Raw genomic sequence first — 21,599 nt, 5'->3', positions numbered from 1 at the left:
CCCTAATCCTCTAAGAATACAATTTTAACCACTTCTTCAACAGTGGTTAATCCTTGTGTTACTAATTGAATTGCATTTTGAGCCAGGGTTACCATTCCCTGTTCTATAGAAAAGTCCCTTAAGTAATCGCCACTTTTTCTTCCAACAATCATCTCTCTATGATCTTTTCCTATTTTTAGCACCTCATGTATAGCAATTCTACCCTTATAACCTGTATAATTACAAACACCGCAACCTTTCCCCTTATACAAGGTAAAATTTTCTTCCTTGGGAATATTTAAGATTTCCTTTTCCATCTCTGAAGCTAAATATGATGTTTTGCATTTTGTACACACTTTCCTTACCAATCGTTGAGATATAACGCCCGTCAAAGATGTTGAAATCAAATAGGGGGGAATCCCCATATCTATTAACCTATTAATCGTAGATATGGCATCATTGGTATGGATGGTACTTAAAACGAGATGCCCTGTAATAGAAGCCCGAATAGCTATTTCAGCAGTTTCTACGTCTCTTATTTCCCCAATCATAATAATATCTGGATCTTGTCTTAATATAGATCTTAAAGATGTGACAAAAGTTAATCCTGCCTTTGGATTGACCTGTATTTGATTTACTCCATCCAACTTATATTCCACTGGATCTTCGACAGTAACAATGTTATCAGTCTCTGTATTTAGTTCCTTGAGTAGGGTATAAAGAGTAGAGGATTTCCCACTCCCTGTGGGTCCAGTAACCAATATAATCCCCTTGGGGCTTTTAATCATTTTTTCCACCAGTTCTAGTTCTTTTGGAGTAAAGCCTAAATTATCCTTGGAGATAAAGAACTGCATTTGGTCTAAAATTCTAATCACTATCTTCTCGCCAAAAATAGTGGGTAAAACTGAAATTCTTAAATCAATATCTCTATTATCCACATGGACAACTACAGCACCATCCTGTGGCAGCCGTTTCTCTGCAATATTTAAATCACTTATTATCTTCAATCGACTAACTATAGCATTGTGGGTGCGTTTATCCACCTTCATTATTTCATGTAAAACCCCATCCACTCTCATTCTTATCCTAACTCTATCCTCAAAGGCCTCTATATGTATATCACTGGCATTATTCCTAACACCTTGCTCAATAATGGAATTCACCAAACGTACCACCGGCGCATTATTTACTTCATTATAAACCTGTTGCTCTAAATTTTCTTCCCTGATTAAAGCAGAATCCTCACTAAATTCCTTAGCAGCTTTTTGGGCATCTTCTTTATTAAAATATTTTTCAAGTAATCTACTAATTTCATTGCTACTGGCAATAACAGGTACAATGCTCTTCCCTGTTACTAATTGCAAATCATCTAGGGCAATAAGATCTAAAGGATCATTCATAGCCACCACTAAGGAATGGTCACCTTTAAAATAAATAGGGATAACATGATGTCTCTTCCCTAGTATATAAGGAATGGTCTTGACTGCCCTTTCATCAATAAATACAGAACTAAAGTCCACCCGATTTAATCCCATTTGGATTTCTATAGTCTTTAGAACATCCTCCTCGTTAATAATCCTCTCCTCAACAAGAATAGTTCCTAGTTTTTTTCCGTTTTTTCTTTGGATATCTAATACCCTATTTAATTGGACTTTTGTGAGCTTTCCACTTTCTATTAATAAATCTCCAATTTTCTTTTTATTGACCATCGCTATCACCCCCCTCTACGAAAATTATTAATTTAAGATTTTTATTAGTAACATTTCTACAAATCTCCTATAAATCCTCTAAAATAAAAGAATTCAATGCTCTTTTTTGAGGGTTTTCACACTCATTCATCCTTGCCTATTTTTATTCTCTTGTATAATCTATTTTTATCTTTATTTATCCTCGTTTGTTCTGATAATTACTTCCTCAGGATTAAGCAATCTTTTTAATAATCTTTTTTCTATTCGCCTTACAAAAGTGGTCCACCAAAACTCCTGATTGCCTATTGGTTTTACTAATATGGTAAATAATCCTGCTCGATTGCCTCCCAATACATCGGTAAAAATTTGATCTCCTATAACGGCTACTTGTTCTTTTTTAAGTCCTAGGATTTTCACACCCTTGCGAAATGCCCTTGTAAGTGGTTTTAGGGCCTTGTGTATAGCAGGCAAATCCAAATCTTCTTTAAACTCCACTACCCTATCCTCTGTGTTGTTGGAAATAATACATATAGAAAATCCTTCTTCCTTTACTTGATAAAACCATTGTATAAGTCTTTCATCCGCTTTTTTTTTATCCCATTCTACTAAGGTATTATCTAAATCCACCAATAAACCTTTTATATTTCTGCTTTTTAAATCTTGAAAATCCAATTGAAAAATGGAATCTAACATCATATTAGGTTTTAAATTCGCCAACAAATTATCACTTCCTATTTTTTCTTTATTATAGCATATTTCACAAAATAAGCAGCTGCCTCAACGACAGCTGCTTGCTAAAAATTCTTTACTTAATTTTTTTATAGCTCTTTTTTCAATTCTTGATACATATGATCTTGAAATACCAAGCATCTTTGCTATTTCTCTCTGGGTTTTATTTACACCATTGATTAAGCCATATCTCATTTCTAGAATAATTTTTTCTCTATGTTTTAGAACTTTCTCCATAAGCTTATACAATTTGGCAGCCTCAATTTTTAATTCTACTAAATCAAATACTTGATCAGAGTCACTTCCAAGAATATCTATCAGTGTAATTTCATTGCCCTCTTTATCTATTCCTATGGGGTCTTGTAAAGATATCTCATTTTTAATTTTTTGTTCAGACCTTATGGTCATAAGAATTTCATTTTCTATACATCGTGCAGCATAAGTGGCTAGTTTTGTTCCTTTATCCATGTTATAAGTGGATATTCCTTTAATAAGTCCAATTGTACCAATAGAGATAAGATCATCAATATCCTTACCAATGTTATGGTATTTTTTTACAATGTGTGCAACTAAACGTAAATTGTGTTCTACTAGAATATTTCTTGCTTTTTCATCTCCTTGATGATAAAGGAGAAGATATTTTCTTTCGTCCTCCCGTGATAAAGGCTGGGGAAAAGAATTACTATTGCTTACATAGCCAATTAGGAAATACAGATTATTTAATAATGTTGCAATACCAACAAATGCAGCTGGCAACATAAAAATACACCCCCAAAATATTATGTCATTATAATAGTATGTTACTGGAGGGTATATTGTGCCTATATTATTTTAATTTCTCTGTCCCAATTTTAAAATTTTCTCTGCTGCTTCTTGAAAAAGGGGAACAGCTACTTGACTACCACTGCCACCATTTTCGATAAATACAGTCATTGCATACTTTGGTTTACCTACAGGGAAATATCCTGCAAACCATGAATGTGGTTGTATTTGACCCCCTTGTGCAGTTCCAGTTTTCCCTGCTATTCCACCAAGTTCTACAAGATTATAATTTTTAGCAGTTCCTGAAATAGATACTTCTTCTAATAGGGTTTGTAATTGTCTATTAATATCCTCTTCAAATATTTTTTTGCCTTCTGCCTTTTCAAAGGACTTAATGACTTCCCCCTCTGAATCTGATACATCCATTAACATTGTGGGTTCATTAAATATACCTTCATTAGCAATGGTAGCCATTATTTTAGTGGTCATAAGAGGATTCGCCTCTATGACCCCCTGACCTAAGGCCAAATTAAAGATATCCATTTGCCCGGTTATGCTATCGGGTAAAGTATTGCAGGAGTATTTATCCGCCAGTACAAAAGAATCTTTCTTTTTTTCACTATAGGGGGAAAATCCAAATTCTTTAGCTAAATCTATTATTTTATTTCCTTTAATAGTGCCATTGGGATTATATTCAGTAAGTCTGTGGGCTACTTCAAAAAATACCGAGTTACAAGACTGAGCAAAGGCTTCTTTAAAGGTAATATTTCCATGCCCCTCAGTCTTATGACAATGTTTTTCTATCCCTTCAATCATAATAGTGCCGTTACATATAAACTCCTCCTCCAAATCTACTACACCTTCTTCCAAAGCTTTAGCAGCCACAAGGGTTTTTAAAACCGATCCTACAGGAAAAGAATGTAATGATTTGTTGTTCTGGTCCCCCATGGATGCCATACCTAATACTTCGCCATTTTCAATATCCATTACCGTTATGGCTATTCCAGGTAACTTATTGTTTTGCTCTATAGAATGATTATCTTTCAAAAAAGATTCCATAGCCTCTTCGATGTTTTTTTGAATATGATAATCCAATGTTAGTCTAACATTTTTTCCTTGGTTTACATGATCACCATATACATAATAATTATCCTCAGATATTTTTTGACCCCATCCATCTTTGTATTGAGTAATTTTTATTGGGAGTCCTCCATTGAGCTCCTGATCAAATAGTTTTTGAATTCCTGATACACCCTTTAATCCATTTACGGTATTATTTTTATATTGATATTGCAATTGCCCTATAACATGGGAAGCCAGAATATCTTTTTCTATATTAGAAGGGAGAGTTAGGTCTTCCCTTATAAAGTTTTTCCCTGTAAATGGTATGCTATTGCGATCTAAGATCTTCCCCCTAGGATAATATATTTCCATCTCTCTTTGTAATTGACGTTCTACCCTAGAAGTATAATCTGCACTATGCATTATGGATAAATTATAAAGCCTACCTATTAAAACAAACATAAAAATACTAAGCATGAGTCCTAAAAATTTTACTCTATTGTTGAAATAATTTTTCATCAACATAAAAACCCCCCCTGTATGGTATAGGTATATTATTTACCACATACAGAGAGGTTATGCTCCATTAAAATTAGATTTTCTCTTTTTGTTTTCTAAGGATATCCAATGGTTTTACCGGATGGTCCATTTTGATTTTTATGATCTGTTGAGCATGAGGAGCGGAGTCAATGGGATTATTTTCTTCATCCGTCATTTCTGTAATTTCTTGAGAGAAAAAGTCTCTATAGGGCCCCATTACCTCAATCTGATCTCCAATTTCCATTCTATTTCTTTGCTCGATAGTAGCAACACCAGTATCCTCATTATAATCTATTACCAAACCAGCAAAATCATAGTTTCGAATATAGGTGCTGGTTTCATACAGTTGCTCTTTATCACCAGGTCTAGTAAAGTAAAAACCCGTAGTATATTCCCTATGACTTGCCTTAGCTAATTCTTCTAACCATGTAGGATCAAATTCAAAGGTCTCTGGATCTTTGATATAAGCATCAATAGCTTTTCTATAAATAGACACTACTGTAGCAACGTAGTATAAACTTTTCATTCTACCTTCAATTTTAAAGCTGGTTATTCCAGCATTAATAAGGTCGGGAATATGTTCAATCATACATAGATCTTTGGAATTAAAGATATAAGTTCCTCTTTCATCTTCATATACTGGGTAGTATTCACCTGGTCTTTTTTCTTCCACCAAATGATATTGCCAGCGGCAAGGGTGTGCACATGCTCCCCTGTTTGAATCCCTGTTAGCCATATAGTTACTTAATAAACACCTTCCTGAATAAGAGATGCACATAGCTCCATGAATAAAGCCCTCAATTTCCAGGGTATCTGGAGTATTTTCTACTATGGTTTTAATTTCTTTTAATGACAATTCTCGAGCTAGGACAATTCTATTTACTCCAGCATTATGCCAAAAGATGGCACTTTTCCAATTGGTGTTATTGGCTTGGGTGCTAAGGGCTACTGATAAGCCTGGAGCATTCTCCTTTACAATCGTCAAAATACCAGGATCTGCAACAATTACAGCATCCACACCTATTCTATCAATATTTTGAATATATTGGTCTAAGCCCTTTAAATCTCCATTATGGGGAATAATGTTTAATGTGACATATACTTTTTTTCCTCTTTCATGAGCAAAGCGTACTCCTTCTTCCATTTCTTCTAAGGAAAAATTACCTGCTGCTGCTCTTAAACCATAAGCCTTGCCTGCTAAGTATACTGCATCAGCACCATAGGTCAGAGCTATTTTTAGTTTTTCTAGATTGCCCGCTGGGGCTAATAATTCTGGCACCTTCATTTATCTCACTCCTTTTTTATACTCAATGCTACCCCATCTCCAATAGGAATAATACTGGTATGAAGCTGGGGATGATTAGAAATATATTCTAAATATTTTCTCATGCGCTTTACGATAGTAATCTTTCTACGTTTAACCAAAGCATCTGTTGCCACCATACCTCTAAATAGTACATTATCAGAAATTAATAGTCCATCTTTTTTTAATAATTTTAGACTTTTAGATATGAAATCCATATAGTGCCCTTTAGCAGCATCCAAAAAAATACAATCAAAGGCTCCATCTATTTTAGGGAAAATATCCTCTGCCTGTCCTTCTAAAACTTCTATCTTATCTTCTAAGCCAGATTTTTTTATATTCTCCTTTGCCAAAGAAACCATTTCTGGATCTCTTTCAATAGTAAGGATATGGCTATCCTCCCCCATGGCCTTTGAAAAGACTATGGCTGAGTATCCAATAGCTGTCCCCACCTCTAGTATATTTTTAGATTTTTGAATCTTTAGTATAAGCGTTAAGAGTTGAGCTACTTCGGGCTGGACAATGGGAACATTATGTTTCTGAGCATATTCTTCTAATTCCTGAATAAAAGGAATAGGCCTTGGCAGAAGTTCACCAATATATTTTTCTATATAATCTTGATTAATATTGTTCACTTAATCACTCCTTTAAATCTTACGGTAATTATATCCTCTAATCTTGGACAAAAGGAATACGTGGTAATTTCCCCCACGTATTCCTTTTATTCATTAGATTTTTTAGAATTTGCAACTTGCTGTTTAGCACGGTTATGCTCATCCAAAGTTTTACTAAAAATATGACTACCATTACTTTGAGCCACATAATATAGATATGGACTGTTTTCTGGATACAATGCGGCTTTTAGGGAAGCTTCTCCTACAGAAGATATAGGGCCTATGGGTAAACCCGGATACTTATAAGTATTATAAGGAGAATCTATTTTTAAATCTGAATAGAGTAATCTAGACTTTCTATCTTCTAGAGCATATTGTACCGTGGCATCACATTGGAGCAACATGTTTATCTCTAGACGATTATAATACACCCCTGCAATCAGAGCTCTTTCTTCCTCCTGCCGTGCCTCTCTCTCTACCAAAGAGGCCATGATAATAATATCGTCTGTAGACATGTCCAATTCTTGGGCTCGCTCATAATATTCATCCTTAAATGCTCTATTGAATCTATTTAACATGGTCTCAATAATCTTTTCCTCAGAGATATCTTTTGAAAATTCATAGGTATCAGGAAATAGATAGCCCTCTAGAGGTTGTTTTCTATCCTTAGGAATTTCCTTCAAAAAAGAATAGTTGTATTGATCTATTTGCTGAGCGGCCTCCAAGAATTTTTCCTTTGTTGTAAGACCTTTTTCTTCTAATCTCTCAGCAATCATTGATAACTCATAGCCTTCGGGAATAGTAACTTTTACTGAGTGGCTAATCACCTCTCCATTAGAAATCCTATGAATAATTTCCTTAGTGGAGGCAGAACTATTTAATGCATAAGTTCCTGATTGTAATTTACCCCGTTTGTTCTCAAGAAATACTGCTGCTTGAAAGGCAAATTTATTTTTTATTATACCTTCCTTTTCCAATAGGGTAGCAATTTTTTCCATAGAATAGCCTTGGGGTATCTCTATTATTTTTTCCTCGCCGTTGGTGGTTACGGGGCCTATCAAGCTATGATAATAAAGGATTGCCCCTCCTATAATAACTACAACTAAAATGAGTAATGTAATCCATGAGCCAAAGATAGGCGTTTTTTTGTTCTTTTTTTTCGTATATATTTGGTTCAATCTATCACACCCCTATATTTTCCTATGTTCTGAACTAATTATATACTCATATAGGCCTTTATGCAAATCAAAAAAATAAGAAGAGGGCGCATTTATCACGCCTACCACAACCTCCTTTTTCAACAAAGAGAAGCGACGACTTTGATTGTTAGATTTCAAAACCGTCGCTTGGTTACTGTATTTTGTTTAAGGCATAATCATTCTGCCACCAAAACAACGTTTGCTGGACAACATCTTTATTATACTCTCAACGTGCCTTGAGATGACAATAATGATGTCGTAAGTAGATATTATCCCCTTGGTGGCAAGGTAATCATATCTTAATCACAAGGTATATATACCCCAAATCTAAGTGAGACTTCAACTTTAATCACTATAATAAATTGTAATCTTAAAAATACTATACTAGCTATAGGCTATTAGGAGTCATCTTTTATTTTAAATACTTCAGCAAAAATACTTATTCTTTCGGCTATAATAGGATCATTTTTAAAATTTCTAATAGTCTTCAATAATTCTGGATTCTCTGTTGCATCTTTCATAAGATGAAATCCAATACACATTGTAGTAATATATGCAGATTCAAAAATATCTTCTAAAATCCATGCATTTTTTAAAAACAATGCTAAATATCCAGCCGTTTCTTTTTGCCCCCAAATAGTATCTATATCGTATCTTTCATCTTTAGTTAAACCATGAGCAATCTTATTTCTTTGTGTTAAAAATAAAATCAATGATTTACGAACATCTTCATTAATTTCATATCTTTCTTCAATCAATTGTATTAATTTCCCAAAAGTAAGTTTGTCTCTCCACAACTGAGTTGCCTCATTAATTGTATAATTGCCATACTTTTTATTACCTACAGCAAAAATAAAAGAACTTGTTATATAATTTTCTATTCTGTGAATTGTAGTCATACAAACTCCAAGCATATGTTCAATTGATTCTCTCATTTCTTCATAATTAACATTTGATATATCAATAGATTTTTCACCAGTTAATTCATATACTTCTTTCATCGCTTTAAGTCCAACTGAGTAAATATGACTAGACGTTATAACAAAATCATTAATGAGGATTTGTTCTTCTTCAATTGTTCTGTACTCTACACCTAATTTTTCTAATAACCATTCTTCTCCATAATAAGGCCATGCAATTAAAGTATCAATATCCAAGTGTTCATTATATTTTTGCTCTTTTGACCACTTACGAAACTTTTTATTAGCAATTTCTTCATATTCATCGGGAACATCCATGATTCTAGTAACTTCTATATCTTCATCAATAAAGCCATTCGTATCTTTTTCAATTCTTCCAGCACTTCTAGAATTTTTTGCAACTACAAAACAATCTTCTAATCCGTCCGAGGCCACCCAATATAATTTCCATTTGCTCATGATATCACCTCATTAAAATAGTTCGGCTTTCAGTATTATGATTTTCATCTTTTCTAAAGTAGACATCCCGTTTCTACGCACATACGTAAAATATGTGTTATTTATTCTTTTCTAAATTGATAATATAATCATTTTCACAATACTATTTGATATGCTTTTTCAGTACTATTCTCAAAACGCCTGCTATAGTTGCGGCATTTAGGTAAGGATGACCATAATGAAAAGTTGTTTTTTCTATCTCTTCTTGAAATGACCTTTTAAATCTTTCCATATTGCCTATTTTTTGTTTTCTCAAATCTTCCTCAAAAGATATACCATATATTGTCTTATATTCTTTAATTCCCTGTAACATCCAAAATGTATCATATAAAGGTGTTCCATATGCACGAATCCAGTCCCACATTATTTCTGGGTCAGTAACATTAGGATTCTCTATGTGGCATCTATGGCACAGCAACACTAAATTCGAAGGAGTATCTTCTCCACCTAAAGAATCTGGTATGATGTGACATCTTTCAAGTGCTACTTTATATCCGCATCTCCAACATCTCTCATGGGCTTCTGCAGCATCAACACTTAAACCACATTCATCAACTCTAGAAAACCAATAATCAACAATCTCCTGTTTTTTAGTTTTAATATTCTTTCTCATACATTTTTCTCCCTTAATAAAATATCTGCCACTATGCTCTAAGGTAGATTAGAATTAGATTACTTAGTTATGGTTCTGACTAATTTCCCTCCATGATAGCAATAATAATTATCTGCATTCATAGATTTAATCTTTTCTAATGAATTTTCGGCTCTACTTAAGTCAAGTGTAAATTGTGGATTTGCAATTACTAATTCACCATCTTCTATAACTGCTGCATCACCTGTTACAATAGAATTAGTCTCTGTTAAAAATAGAGAAATATGGCCTGGCATATGCCCAGGAGTAGATATTACCTGACACCCTCCTGCCCAATCAAAATAATCTCCATCTTTAACTGTAATATCTACATTGACAGGTTTAACTTTTTTTAAAGTTTCACAGAATTCAATTCCAAATGGTTTCTGTGCTTCTGGCATAAACTTTAACATTTCCTCTGCTTGTAACAGTCTAAGTGATTTTCTTTTACCCGAGATATACTCACTCTCTATTTCACTTGAAACTATCTTTATATGTGGATACTTTTCTTTAATTTCATATAATGCTCCCATGTGATCATCATCATGATGGGTAATCAATACTTTCGTCAATGAACTAGGATTTATACCCTTTGCCTTCATTTCAACTTCTAGTAAAGATAAAAAATTAGGATATCCACAATCAACTAAAATAATGTCATTATTATCTATTAATAAAACAGGATGAATGGTTTGTATTTCATTTTTATATTCAAACTTAATATCTAACATTACTATTTCCTTCATTTACTTTTACTCCTTTCAATCTCAACCTTTCTATTAACACTTCCACTATACCATTATATAAATTCCCCATGTTGTCTATAAAACACACCAAAATCGTCTTCATACCACTATTATGTTGGAATTTTTCAAGACTGCCCCTATAATTATTTTATCACGTCACATAATCCTTGATATATGTGACTTATGAAATCCAAAATAGGTTTATATTCGTCCAATATATAAAAGGTGTTCACTAGTTCCGATTACATTGTTGTCTTTACTTAATTTATAACAAATATCTAACCATTTTTTATACTCTTTTTCTTCCAACCTATTGATTTCTTTTTCTTTATAATTAAGGATATTTTCAACACCAGCAAATATTATTTCTTTTAACCCAAAACGATTCATTAATTCCTTTGCTTCCTTTGGGCTAGTAAAATAAGCTTGTGTAAATCCCTTATAGCCATCACTTATTCCATCATCTAAAAACACAAGCAGTTCATCAATAGAATCAATTGGATATAAGTTTTTTAAGTAGTTTTGTATAGGTGCGTAATTTGATATGAATGAAGCAACTATAATGCCATTTGGTTTTAATAGTTTTAATGCTCCTTCGATACAAGCTCTCCTATCCTTTTCATCTATTAAATGGTATAAGGGACCCATCAATAGTATGACTTCATATTTTTGCTCATACTCATCTAGTTCTAAAGCATTTCCATGGATATAATCTTCTAATATTATACCTTTTTCTACTGACTTCTCTTTTGCTACTTCAATATTTCTTTTGGATAAATCTAATAAAGAAACCTTATGTCCCTTTTCAGCTAAGTACATAGCATATCTACCAGGACCTCCTCCTATATCAAATATCTCTAAGTTTTCACCTGTTATATATTCATCTAAATATCTTTTAGTTATGTCAAATTCAACTTTATGCCTTTCTAGTCTATCCCATTCATCATATTTTTCGTCATACCATTGCTCTATTTTGTTCATAAGCTTTCCCCCTTATATTAAACCTTCTGTTTATTTGCAATATTCCACATTTATCTGCTGATGGACATTACATCTTACTACAATATTACCATATTCTGTGAATTAAAGTTCTTAATATTATATTACTTAATTTTCTTTTCTCCTTAAGATGATTTAATCTACAGTCTATGCAGGATTTTTTCTTAATAAAAAATGAAAGCAGCCAGGCTGCTTTCATTTTTTTATACTTCCATAATTATAGGTAATATCATTGGTTTTCTCTTGGTTTGCTCATATAGGAACTGACGAAGTGAATCTCTTATGGCACTCTTTATTGTAGACCATTCAGTAATTTGTTTTTCCTGGCATTTTGATAAAGCATCTTTTACAACGGATTTGGCCTCTTCTATTAAGTCACCAGATTCTCTTACATACACAAAACCTCTGGATATAATATCTGGTCCAGCCACGACTCCGCCCTTATCTTTATTTAAAGTAACCACTACAATAATCAAGCCGTCTTGGGATAAATGTTTACGATCTCTAAGAACGATATTGCCTACATCTCCTACACCTAAGCCATCTACTAGAGTTTGCCCTGCAGGAATTCGTCCAGTTATTTTTGCAGATTCATGATCTATTTCTAGTATTGCACCCGTTTCAGAGACAAAGGTATTTTCCTTAGGCATACCCAAATTTTGAGCTAGCATAGCATGCTGCATTAACATTCTGAATTCACCATGGGCTGGTAAAAAGAATTTTGGTTTTACCAATGTATGAATAAGCTTTAATTCTTCTTGGCAGGCATGACCTGATACATGAACTTCCGCTAATTTTTCATACACTACATTAGCCCCTAATTTAAACAATTGATTAATCACTTGGGCAACTGTTTTTTCATTACCAGGTATGGGCGTTGCAGAAATGATGACAAGATCTCCTTTGGAGATTTCTATCTTTCTGTGTTCCGAAATGGACATTCTACTTAGCCCTGACATTGGCTCTCCCTGACTACCGGTTGTGATAATGACAATTTCACTCTCTGCGTATTTTCCTATGTCATTTACATCGATTAAGGTACCCTCAGGGATGTTTAAATAACCTAATTCTGAAGCTACTGAGACTACATTGACCATACTCCTTCCACTAACTGCTACTTTACGTCCATAATGTACAGCTGCATTGATTACCTGTTGTACCCGATGGACATTCGATGCAAAGGTTGCCACAATGATTCTACTATCCACTCCCTGAAACAAGTCAAAAAATGTTCTTCCTACAGTGCTTTCGGATACAGAATAGCCGGGCCTTTCCACATTGGTGCTATCTGCAATAAGAAGAGTAATCCCTTCCTGACCCAACTCTGCAAATCGGTGTAGGTCAATCACCTGTTCATCTATAGGTGTATAATCTATTTTAAAATCACCGGTGTGTACAACTGTTGCTACTTCACATTTTATTGCTAAAGCTACGCTATCTGCAATACTATGTCCTGTTCGAATAAATTCAACTTTAAATCCTCCCATTTGAACTTCATCTTTGGGTTTCACAATTCTTAAATCGCTACTTCTTAATAACCCATGTTCTTTTAGTTTATTTTCTAAAAGACCTAAAGTCAGCCTTGTACCGTAAACCGGCACATTAACCTCTTTTAAAAGGTAGGGTAATGCTCCAATATGGTCTTCATGTCCATGAGTCAATACTACACTTTTTACCCTATTTTTATTTTTTATTAAATAAGTGAAATCCGGTATGACCAAATCAATACCATACATTTCTTCATCGGGAAAACTCAAACCACAATCCACGATGATAATATCATTTTTGTATTCAAAGATTGTAATGTTTTTTCCAATCTCACCTAGTCCTCCTAGGGGTATTACTTTTAATTTTTCTTTCTGGTTAGCCAAAGCTAAACCTCCTTTCAGTTTACGTCTATTTATAAAATTGGTGTTTCACCACTTTATTTCAGTTCAATATATTCATATTGATAATTGTTTTGATCTACATATTGTTTTTCTCTATATTGGCTTGTCAATATAATAATTTGATGCTGCTTAGATAGATCTTTTAATAATTTCATACTTTCTTCAAATCGTTCATCATCAAAATAGATAAATGGTTCATCTAAAATCATAGGAAGACAAATAGGTTTTGGGGATAATAGCTGTACTAGACTCATTCTCATGGCAAAATAAAACTGACAAAAGGTTCCCCAACTCAACTCATCAATAGAAATGAGTCTTCCACTGTAGGGATCTACCGTCTTTATTTTATATTGTTCATCTATTTTAATAATATGATATTTTTTCGTTATTTTATAGATGGTTTCCTGGATTTGTTTTGTTATAGAGGGTAGCCATCTCGTCTTTTCATCATTTTCTAGTTTTTCAAAAGTTGAAATAGTTATGTCAATTGCCTGGATATTATCTTCCATTTCCTTAATCTTCTTTTCAATAGCAAATATTTCTTCTTCTACCTCTTCCAATGTCATAGGATTCCATTTGGAATTTTTAATCTTTACCTCTAAGTAGACTCTTTCTTCCAATAAGTCTTTCTTCTGCTTTTGAATTTCTTCTAGTTCTAATTCTATAGAATATAAATCTCTACATGAAGGAATAAAGTTTGTTTCCCTATTCACTTCTAAGGCCTTCATCTTATTTTTTAAATCCTCGAAGGAATATTCCTTAGTTTCTTCTTTTAGTCTTTCTTGCAAGCGTTGGAGTTCCTTTAGAGCATCTTGATATTGATTTACCTTATCCAACTGTTCAAATAATGCCTTTGATTTTTTATTCAGATTTTCTTTTCTTAGCAAACCCCATGCACCTAATAGGATACTGAGCAAAACTAAAGGGAGTTGTAGTATTGGATAGGGGAATATCAACCACCATAGGGCAAACAAAATTCCTATGCCTATAAAAGCCCCGCATAATAGGGTGAATTTCCTATTGATGTGGTGATTTTTTTCCCTCTCTCTTTGAATTTTTTCTAAGGAACTTTGTTGAATACTAAAGGGAAAGTTTCTATTTATATATTTTTCTAACTCCTGTTTTTCATATAAAATTTCTTCAATAGTTTTTATTTTATCTCTTAGGTTTTGGCTTTCTAAATACTCTTTATTTAAATAAAGTTTTTGTTCTTTTATTTCTAATCTTTTTTCTTGTTCAACTATTTCTATTAAGAATTCCTGGTCTTGATAATAGCTTTCCCTTTCATTTTCTATATTATATTTTTTTTCGCCCATCTTCCTTAAATTTTCGTAGGCGATGCCTAAAAGACTTCTTTTATTTTTGGGAGTACCTATCTCCTTCTTATCCTTTTCAAGGCTTCCTATAATGTCTCTAATGGTCTTTTGACCTTTCTCTCCCTCTATACTATAGACAACTTTTCCTACTAATTCCTCAAAGATATTCTCCTTATTTTGATATAAAAGTCCTACCATTTCATTTTGTTCGATAAGAACAGTATTTTTAAATGCTCTCTCACTTAATCCTATTTGTTCCTTCATAAATTGCAATTCTTTGCGTATATCTGTAGGAAATAATGTACTAATATCTTCTCCCCTGTCTTCCTTGAAGACACGCACCTCTTCAAAATCGCTATGGAAATTTCTTTCAATACTATAGGAAGTATCGCCCAAGGTATATCGCAAAATCCCTTGATAGGTATAATGATTCCATGGAGAGTATAATTCTTGAACTGGCAAATATATTCTTTTCTTGACTCCATATTTTTTTTGACCATAGAGCATATGAAAAAGAAAATTTCTTAAAGTAGTTTTTCCTGCTTCATTATTCCCAAAAATAATATTAAGGCCTGGGGAAAAATTAAAGGTCTCATCCATAAACTTTCCAAAGCCTTGGATGTGTGCCGCACGAATTTTCATGGTTAATATCCCCCACCTTTTAAAGCTTCAATACCCATCGAAAGTGCTTTCTTGAGTATTTTTCTCCTTTTTTCATCCTTTTCTTCCCTTAATTCCCTTTGTATTTCTAGAATATATGCTGAAACTAAGGTGTTTTCATGAATCAGGCTATCTACATCGTAAGAAGGATCTGTCTGATCTTCAATCTGAATATAATAACATAGTTGGTAAAATTGTTTCTTTAAAAACTCTATATTTAACCCCTTTTCCCAAGTAAAATCACCTTTTAGTACAATATGAAATAAGCTTATTTCGGGAGATAAGGGATTGATTTTCTGTATTATTTTTTCTTTAATTTCCTCTATATGGGCACAGTCGGATATATTTACTTCCATTTGGTGATAACTTCTTTTAGCCATTGGCAAGACATTAATGATATTGTGGCCTTTGGAAATCTCTCCTAAGATTATTCCATGCATTCCTTTTTCATCAAATCCAAGAGGTTCCGGACTTCCTGGATATGCAGCTATTGGGTTTCCATAGGCATTTTTATATATCATAAATTTATGATAATGTCCTAGGGCTATATAATCAAAGCCACTATTGTATAAATCATCTTCATTAAAAGGCAAATACTTGGACTGTTTTGATGGACTATTGGTCACATCACTACCATGTAACAGCAATATATTAATTTCTTCCGTATCTTCACATTGTATCGTTTCTAAGAGAGGTCTTTTTTCTTCTTGATAACCATAACCCATTCCATGAATCCATACCCCTATGTCTTTTAAGTGCACCTTTTGATATTCTGGAGTAAAAATAGTAATATTAAAATTCCATGGAAAACTTTTGTAATAATATACAAGATGATAAGGATCATGATTCCCTGGTAAGATAAATACCCGAGTGTTTTCAAGGGTAGATAACTGATAATTTACATATTGTATAGTCTGTAATTTTACCAGGCGCTGTTCAAATAAATCTCCCGCAATGAACAATAGATCCACCTTTTCCACCTTGGCTACTTCAATAATTTTATCAAAAATCTCTAATAAATCTTTTTTTCTCTCTTGAATGATATCCCTTGGAAGAGCAGAAGCTGTAAATCCATTATCTAAATGCAAATCTGCCGTATGTAAAATCTTTATCTTACGCAATATCCTCTCCCCTTTAACTAGATAGCAGCCATCCTCAGCCTTGCGATACAGAAAAATTTGGTTTCTAACGAGCAAAATGAACTTTTCTACTTCACAAGAAAGCAGCTAGCGCCGTTCTAGTAATATAGGAAAGTTTGATCCTCTACTCGCAAGACGAACTTTACTATATCATAAAAAATAATCCTGCAGCCATCTGCAGGATTATTGCTTTTTCTTGCAATCCTTGCAATAACCAAAAAATTTTAAGGTATGATTCGTAATCTGAAATCCTTTTTTTGTCTGTATTTCTTGTTCTAATTCTTCCAACAAATCCCCTTCCACTTCACTTACCTTGCCGCAGGAAAGACATATGAGATGATGGTGTTGATGATCTTGCTTTGGATCTGCTAATTCATAACGATTACAGCCATCATCAAAATTATGTTTATGAAGAAGACCAATATCTTCAAATAATTGTAATGTTCTATATACGGTTGCCAAACCAATTTCTGGACATTCTTTTTTCACATATTCATATATTTCTTCGGTGCTAAGATGTTCTCCGTCCCGCTCTAAAATCACATTTAATGTATTTCTTCTTTGGGGCGTTAACTTATATCCTTTTTTTCTTAACTCCTCTTTAATATCATTATATTCAAACAAGTAATCACCTGCTTTTTCATTTAATAACTCTTTTCAATTATTAGTTTACACTTTTATCCATTAACTGTCAAGAAGACTATTTCATTCATTTATCTTTTTAAATCAACTCCTGTTGTAAATATTCCCATTCCCAATAAAACATATACAAAAATAAATAAAAGAAAAAGCTACGACCTTTACAAGGTCTACACTAAACAACTTAATTCATAAAAATAGTTTAGATCCCCCATAAACCCCAGGGATATCTAAACTATAAGCATTTCCATATTTTTTATAACAAATAGCTACTCTACTAAGTCATCTATATTGATTTTCATTATCAATAATATATAAAAAATATATCAACGGGGAGATTTAATATATTCATTTATTTGTCAATAAGCATTATCCATTTTGTTAAAATCAATAGACACTTCTTGCTCTATTTTTATATCCTTTTCTTGTACTAAGCATCGATAAGCTTTGACCCATACTCCTTGTTGGTAGGCCTCCTGAAGAGCTTTAGAAAAGTCTTTATCCATTCCCCAATAGGGCATAAAGCTTGAAGCATCATTTCTCTGTATAATGAATACCACTCCTGTTTCAATACCATGGTTTTTAGCCCTTGTCAACTCTTTTACATGTTTGGTTCCTCGTGTAGTAGGTGCATCAGGAAAAAGGGCTATAGAATCCTGTACCAGGTTAACACTTTTTATTTCTATAAGCACCCTTTTTTTGTCCTGGATAAATCCTATATCAAAACGACTATTTCCATAACCTACTTCTCTTTTCAATTGCTCTATACGGGGGAAATCGTCTTCCTTATGATCAGAGAGATATTCAAAATAAATTTGATTTGCTATTCTAGAGTCAATGCATACTAGAATCCCGTCTTTTTCCACGGATATTAAACTATAAGCTGTCTTTTTATGAGGGGCTGGGTGGTATTTTAACAATACCCTTGCCCCTCCTGTTAATAATTCTTTCATTCTTCCTGTATTGGGAACGTGTACTTTATGTACTTCCCCGCTAATCTCCACTTCAGCAATAAATCTATTTACTCTTTTAATAAATTTTCCCTCTACTCTGTTGTTTTCAAATAATTCCATTTCTCTTTTCCTTAACGATGTATTATGGATTTGGCTGCCGTTTTTACTGTTGACAATCCTAGTTTTAAAAAGGATCCATTATCCTTACAAACACTTTCAATAGCTGAAAGAGCATAGTCAATATCTTCATAACTAATCGTAAGAGGTGGTTCAAAACGCACTACATTTGGGTTATTTAAAGTATAGGCAGATATAATATTATGCTTATTTAACAACTCACCAACAATCATAGAGCCCATATAATTTTCAGATATCTGATTCATTTTTCCACCGGTTATTTTGTTGGTAATGCCTTTTTGCTTTTCCTCAAATTCAATCCCTATTAATAAGCCTAGTCCCCTAACATCCCTGATTATAGGGTTCTCTTCTTTTAATTTAGAGAGTTTATCTAATATATATTTCCCCTTTTCCTCTACCTGCTCAATAATATCCTTGGAAAGTAACATTTCTATGGTTGCAGTAGCTGCAGTGGTAGACCAAGTATTGCCTCCAAAGGTTGAAGTGTGTAGAAGGCAATTTTCTATACCTCCATAGGCTTTTTTCCAAAGGTTTTCCGTTGTAATTACTGCACCAATAGGCATGATACCACCACTTAGAGATTTGGCAATACACATTATATCTGGAACCACATTATAATGTTCACAGGCAAACATTTTGCCTGTCCTACCTAGACCAGTCTGTATTTCATCAAATATTAAAAGACAATCATATTGGTTACAAAGATCTCTAACCGCCTGCAAATATCCTTCTGGTGGAAGTACTATACCACCTTCGCCCTGAATAGGTTCAAGAATAAAGGCTGCTACATCCTTAAACTGTAATACTTTTTCCAATTCCTCTATGCTACCAAAGGACACACCATAGGTATTGGGCATAGTTGAACCAAAAGGTTTTCTATATTTTTCTTCTCCCATTACTCCTAGTGCTCCCATAGTTTTGCCATGGAAAGAATGTTGACAAAAAGCTATTTTGTCTTTCCCTGTTGCGATTTTGGCAAGCTTTATTGCCCCTTCCACTGCCTCGGCACCACTATTGCAAAATGAAACTGCACTTAAATTTCCAGGAGCAATAAGGGCCAAATTTGCAGCGGCGGCGGCGGCCATAGGGGGGGTAGTGGATTGCAGAATATTTGGTAAGTTTTTTACTTTTTCTAGTGCCTCTATGATTTCAAAGGGATTATGGCCTAGATTTAATGATCCATATCCTGCAAGGATATCCAGATATTCATTTCCATCTTCATCCCAAACTTTACATTCTTGCGCTCTAACATAGTTGCGATTCATATCCAATAGGGAAAGTAAATTTGCTAAACTACTATTGGCATGATTTTTATACAATTTATAGACTTCCCCTCTATCCATTGTCAATGCCTTATCCACACTAATCATTTTTTTCATCATTGTTCTATCTCCCATGATTCAAAACCTCCTTATTATTATTATTCTCATATATAAAGGGAAAAAGCATATCTAGGATATGCCTTTTTATCTTTTTCTTAATCTTCCATTAAACTTTCATATGCCTCTTGCACTAATTCAAATTCTTCATCGTCCTCTACTGGTACCAATAATTCTTCTCCATGATCATCTTTATCTATTCTAAAGATGTAGGCTATCTCTTCCTCTTCTTCCTCTAAAGGCAGTAGAATTGCATAATCATTTTCATTAACATTCAAAGTCGCAATGACTTCAAATTCTACTTCATTACCATTTTCATCTTTTAGGGCAATGATATTATCCTGATTTTCCACGTTTCTTCACCACCATTTCTTTAGTATCTGTATTTTATTATAGTAAAATCTTCCTGTCAATATACACAAAGTCAATAAATTTTTATGATAAAGAATCTAAATAACTTTGAAGAATGTAAACAGCGGCAAGTTTATCAATAACTTGCTTTCTTTTTTTTCTACTGACATCTGCCGATATCAATGTACGCTCTGCAGCTACAGTGGTTAAACGTTCATCCCAATAAAGGATATCAGGCTTAATCCTCTTTTTTAAAAAGTTTGTAAAATCTTGGACTTTTTGTCCTTGGGGACCTAGGGTACCATTCATGTTTTTTGGTAGTCCAACAACTACAGTTTTAACATCATATTCATCAATATAATCTTTAATTTGGTCTAGATCTTTTTCTAGACTTTCTCTATAAATTGTAGTAACTCCTTGTGCCGTAATACCCAGTAAATCACTGACGGCTACCCCAATTGTTTTTGTCCCTACATCCAAACCTAGTATTCTTATCATATCTTCCTCCCTAGATAACTTTTATACAAAACTGTGGACAATAGGCTCCACAATAACCACATAGTACACATTTTTCTCTATCCACTTGGGCTTTTCCATCTACTACTTTTATGGCATCATGGGTACACTTTCTTTCACAGTTGCCGCAACCCTCACACCAAAAATCCACCAATAATTTTCTTGGTTTCTTATCAATATTATTTTTTATCCAACTAGGGATTGCTTGTCCATTAAAACGATGTACATTATAGAGTACCTCTTCCTCACTTTGCATTCCCACAGCAATAGAATCTAAGGTGTCTAAGCCTAGTATATAATCAAAGCATTTTTCGATATTATGAAGCAAATTTCCCCCTCCTAGGGGTTTCATACCATAAATTCCTTTTCCTTTTCCCTTTGCATAGGCAATTGCCTCTTCCATATCTTCACGACTACCATCGTCTATACCTATTCCATTGATATTAATAATAGGATGAATAATATCTAGCTCTGGTATATCGGCAGCTGCATATACTGCTTCTACTCTATGGGTAGATATTCCCACTGCTCTGATGTTTCCCTTATCCTTCTGCCCTATGAAATATTCCATAGCCTCCCAATGCCCTTGGATAGTCAATAGACTCTCTTGCTCATGGAGCATAAAAATATCGATATAGTCTCTGCCTAGCTGATTTAGTGCCTTTAGGAAGTTCTTTTCTGCTCCTGACTTCTCATAATCATAGGATTTTGTTGATATAATTAATTCTTTTTTACTATATTCCATAGCTTTTTTTATGTGAAAATAGGTATGATATAAATCTGCCGTATCAATAAAATTGACCCCTTCTTCCATTGCCCTAGCAATTATCTTCCCTCCTTCTTCCGGAGATAAATTGGCCTGTAGAGGACCTACTGTCAGGCCGCCAAAGCATAACTTAGATACCTTCATCCCTGTTTTCCCTAATTCATTATATTCCATTTCTACTCC

Annotated in this window: 20 protein-coding genes; all 20 read right to left on the bottom strand. The window is 33.6% G+C overall.

Annotation, left to right across the window (positions count from 1 at the left end; all coding sequences use genetic code 11):
• Positions 1-2: 2 nt before the first annotated feature.
• Positions 3-1,688: a GspE/PulE family protein gene (locus NSA47_RS03085; protein WP_257529435.1), complete on the bottom strand. Its 1,686-nt coding sequence runs from the start codon at positions 1,686-1,688 to the stop codon at positions 3-5.
• A gap of 171 nt (positions 1,689-1,859) precedes the next feature.
• Positions 1,860-2,384, bottom strand: a complete 525-nt coding sequence (locus NSA47_RS03080; RefSeq protein WP_257529434.1) for a YqeG family HAD IIIA-type phosphatase — start codon at positions 2,382-2,384, stop codon at positions 1,860-1,862.
• Between the two features lie 60 nt (positions 2,385-2,444).
• The gene (sigK, locus tag NSA47_RS03075; protein WP_257529433.1) at positions 2,445-3,155 is read right to left on the bottom strand and encodes an RNA polymerase sporulation sigma factor SigK; all 711 of its coding nucleotides are present in this window, start codon (positions 3,153-3,155) and stop codon (positions 2,445-2,447) included.
• Between the two features lie 72 nt (positions 3,156-3,227).
• Entirely contained in the window at positions 3,228-4,745 is a 1,518-nt protein-coding gene (locus NSA47_RS03070) for a peptidoglycan D,D-transpeptidase FtsI family protein (RefSeq protein WP_257529432.1), read from the bottom strand.
• A gap of 67 nt (positions 4,746-4,812) precedes the next feature.
• Positions 4,813-6,045, bottom strand: coding sequence for a peptidase U32 family protein (locus NSA47_RS03065; protein ID WP_257529431.1), 1,233 nt, complete (start codon positions 6,043-6,045; stop codon positions 4,813-4,815).
• 5 nt (positions 6,046-6,050) lie between these two features.
• Positions 6,051-6,698: an O-methyltransferase gene (locus NSA47_RS03060; protein WP_257529430.1), complete on the bottom strand. Its 648-nt coding sequence runs from the start codon at positions 6,696-6,698 to the stop codon at positions 6,051-6,053.
• Positions 6,699-6,784: 86 nt separating this feature from the next.
• Entirely contained in the window at positions 6,785-7,855 is a 1,071-nt protein-coding gene (gene mltG / locus NSA47_RS03055) for an endolytic transglycosylase MltG (RefSeq protein WP_257529429.1), read from the bottom strand.
• Between the two features lie 419 nt (positions 7,856-8,274).
• Positions 8,275-9,255 carry a hypothetical protein gene (locus tag NSA47_RS03050; protein ID WP_257529428.1) on the bottom strand — a complete coding sequence of 327 codons (981 nt, stop codon included), beginning with the start codon at positions 9,253-9,255 and terminating at the stop codon, positions 8,275-8,277.
• A 142-nt stretch (positions 9,256-9,397) separates the two neighbouring features.
• On the bottom strand, positions 9,398-9,907 hold the full coding sequence (locus NSA47_RS03045) for an HNH endonuclease (protein WP_257529427.1): 510 nt from the start codon (positions 9,905-9,907) through the stop codon (positions 9,398-9,400).
• A 59-nt stretch (positions 9,908-9,966) separates the two neighbouring features.
• On the bottom strand, positions 9,967-10,671 hold the full coding sequence (locus tag NSA47_RS03040) for an MBL fold metallo-hydrolase (protein ID WP_257529426.1): 705 nt from the start codon (positions 10,669-10,671) through the stop codon (positions 9,967-9,969).
• Between the two features lie 201 nt (positions 10,672-10,872).
• A complete protein-coding gene (locus NSA47_RS03035; protein WP_257529425.1) occupies positions 10,873-11,652 on the bottom strand; it encodes a class I SAM-dependent methyltransferase in 780 nt (259 codons plus the stop codon).
• Positions 11,653-11,873: 221 nt separating this feature from the next.
• Positions 11,874-13,541, bottom strand: coding sequence for a ribonuclease J (locus tag NSA47_RS03030; RefSeq protein WP_257529424.1), 1,668 nt, complete (start codon positions 13,539-13,541; stop codon positions 11,874-11,876).
• Between the two features lie 53 nt (positions 13,542-13,594).
• Positions 13,595-15,517, bottom strand: a complete 1,923-nt coding sequence (locus NSA47_RS03025) for an ATP-binding protein (protein ID WP_257529423.1) — start codon at positions 15,515-15,517, stop codon at positions 13,595-13,597.
• 2 nt (positions 15,518-15,519) lie between these two features.
• Positions 15,520-16,656, bottom strand: coding sequence for a metallophosphoesterase family protein (locus tag NSA47_RS03020; protein ID WP_257529422.1), 1,137 nt, complete (start codon positions 16,654-16,656; stop codon positions 15,520-15,522).
• Between the two features lie 201 nt (positions 16,657-16,857).
• Positions 16,858-17,298 (bottom strand): Fur family transcriptional regulator, encoded by a 441-nt coding sequence (locus NSA47_RS03015; RefSeq protein ID WP_257529421.1) that lies wholly within the window; start codon positions 17,296-17,298, stop codon positions 16,858-16,860.
• Positions 17,299-17,672: 374 nt separating this feature from the next.
• On the bottom strand, positions 17,673-18,386 hold the full coding sequence (gene sfsA, locus NSA47_RS03010) for a DNA/RNA nuclease SfsA (RefSeq protein ID WP_257529420.1): 714 nt from the start codon (positions 18,384-18,386) through the stop codon (positions 17,673-17,675).
• An 11-nt stretch (positions 18,387-18,397) separates the two neighbouring features.
• Positions 18,398-19,801, bottom strand: coding sequence for an aspartate aminotransferase family protein (locus NSA47_RS03005; RefSeq protein ID WP_257529419.1), 1,404 nt, complete (start codon positions 19,799-19,801; stop codon positions 18,398-18,400).
• Between the two features lie 80 nt (positions 19,802-19,881).
• A complete protein-coding gene (locus tag NSA47_RS03000; protein WP_257529418.1) occupies positions 19,882-20,136 on the bottom strand; it encodes a DUF1292 domain-containing protein in 255 nt (84 codons plus the stop codon).
• Positions 20,137-20,218: 82 nt separating this feature from the next.
• On the bottom strand, positions 20,219-20,629 hold the full coding sequence (ruvX, locus tag NSA47_RS02995) for a Holliday junction resolvase RuvX (protein ID WP_257529686.1): 411 nt from the start codon (positions 20,627-20,629) through the stop codon (positions 20,219-20,221).
• Positions 20,630-20,642: 13 nt separating this feature from the next.
• Positions 20,643-21,590, bottom strand: a complete 948-nt coding sequence (locus NSA47_RS02990) for an aldo/keto reductase (RefSeq protein WP_257529417.1) — start codon at positions 21,588-21,590, stop codon at positions 20,643-20,645.
• Positions 21,591-21,599: the final 9 nt, after the last annotated feature.

This window comes from Irregularibacter muris (assembly GCF_024622505.1).
In the GTDB taxonomy this organism is placed as follows: Bacteria; Bacillota; Clostridia; order Eubacteriales; family Garciellaceae; genus Irregularibacter; species Irregularibacter muris.
Note: the sequence above shows the minus strand (reverse complement) of the source record. Positions and strands in the feature narration are given on the sequence as shown.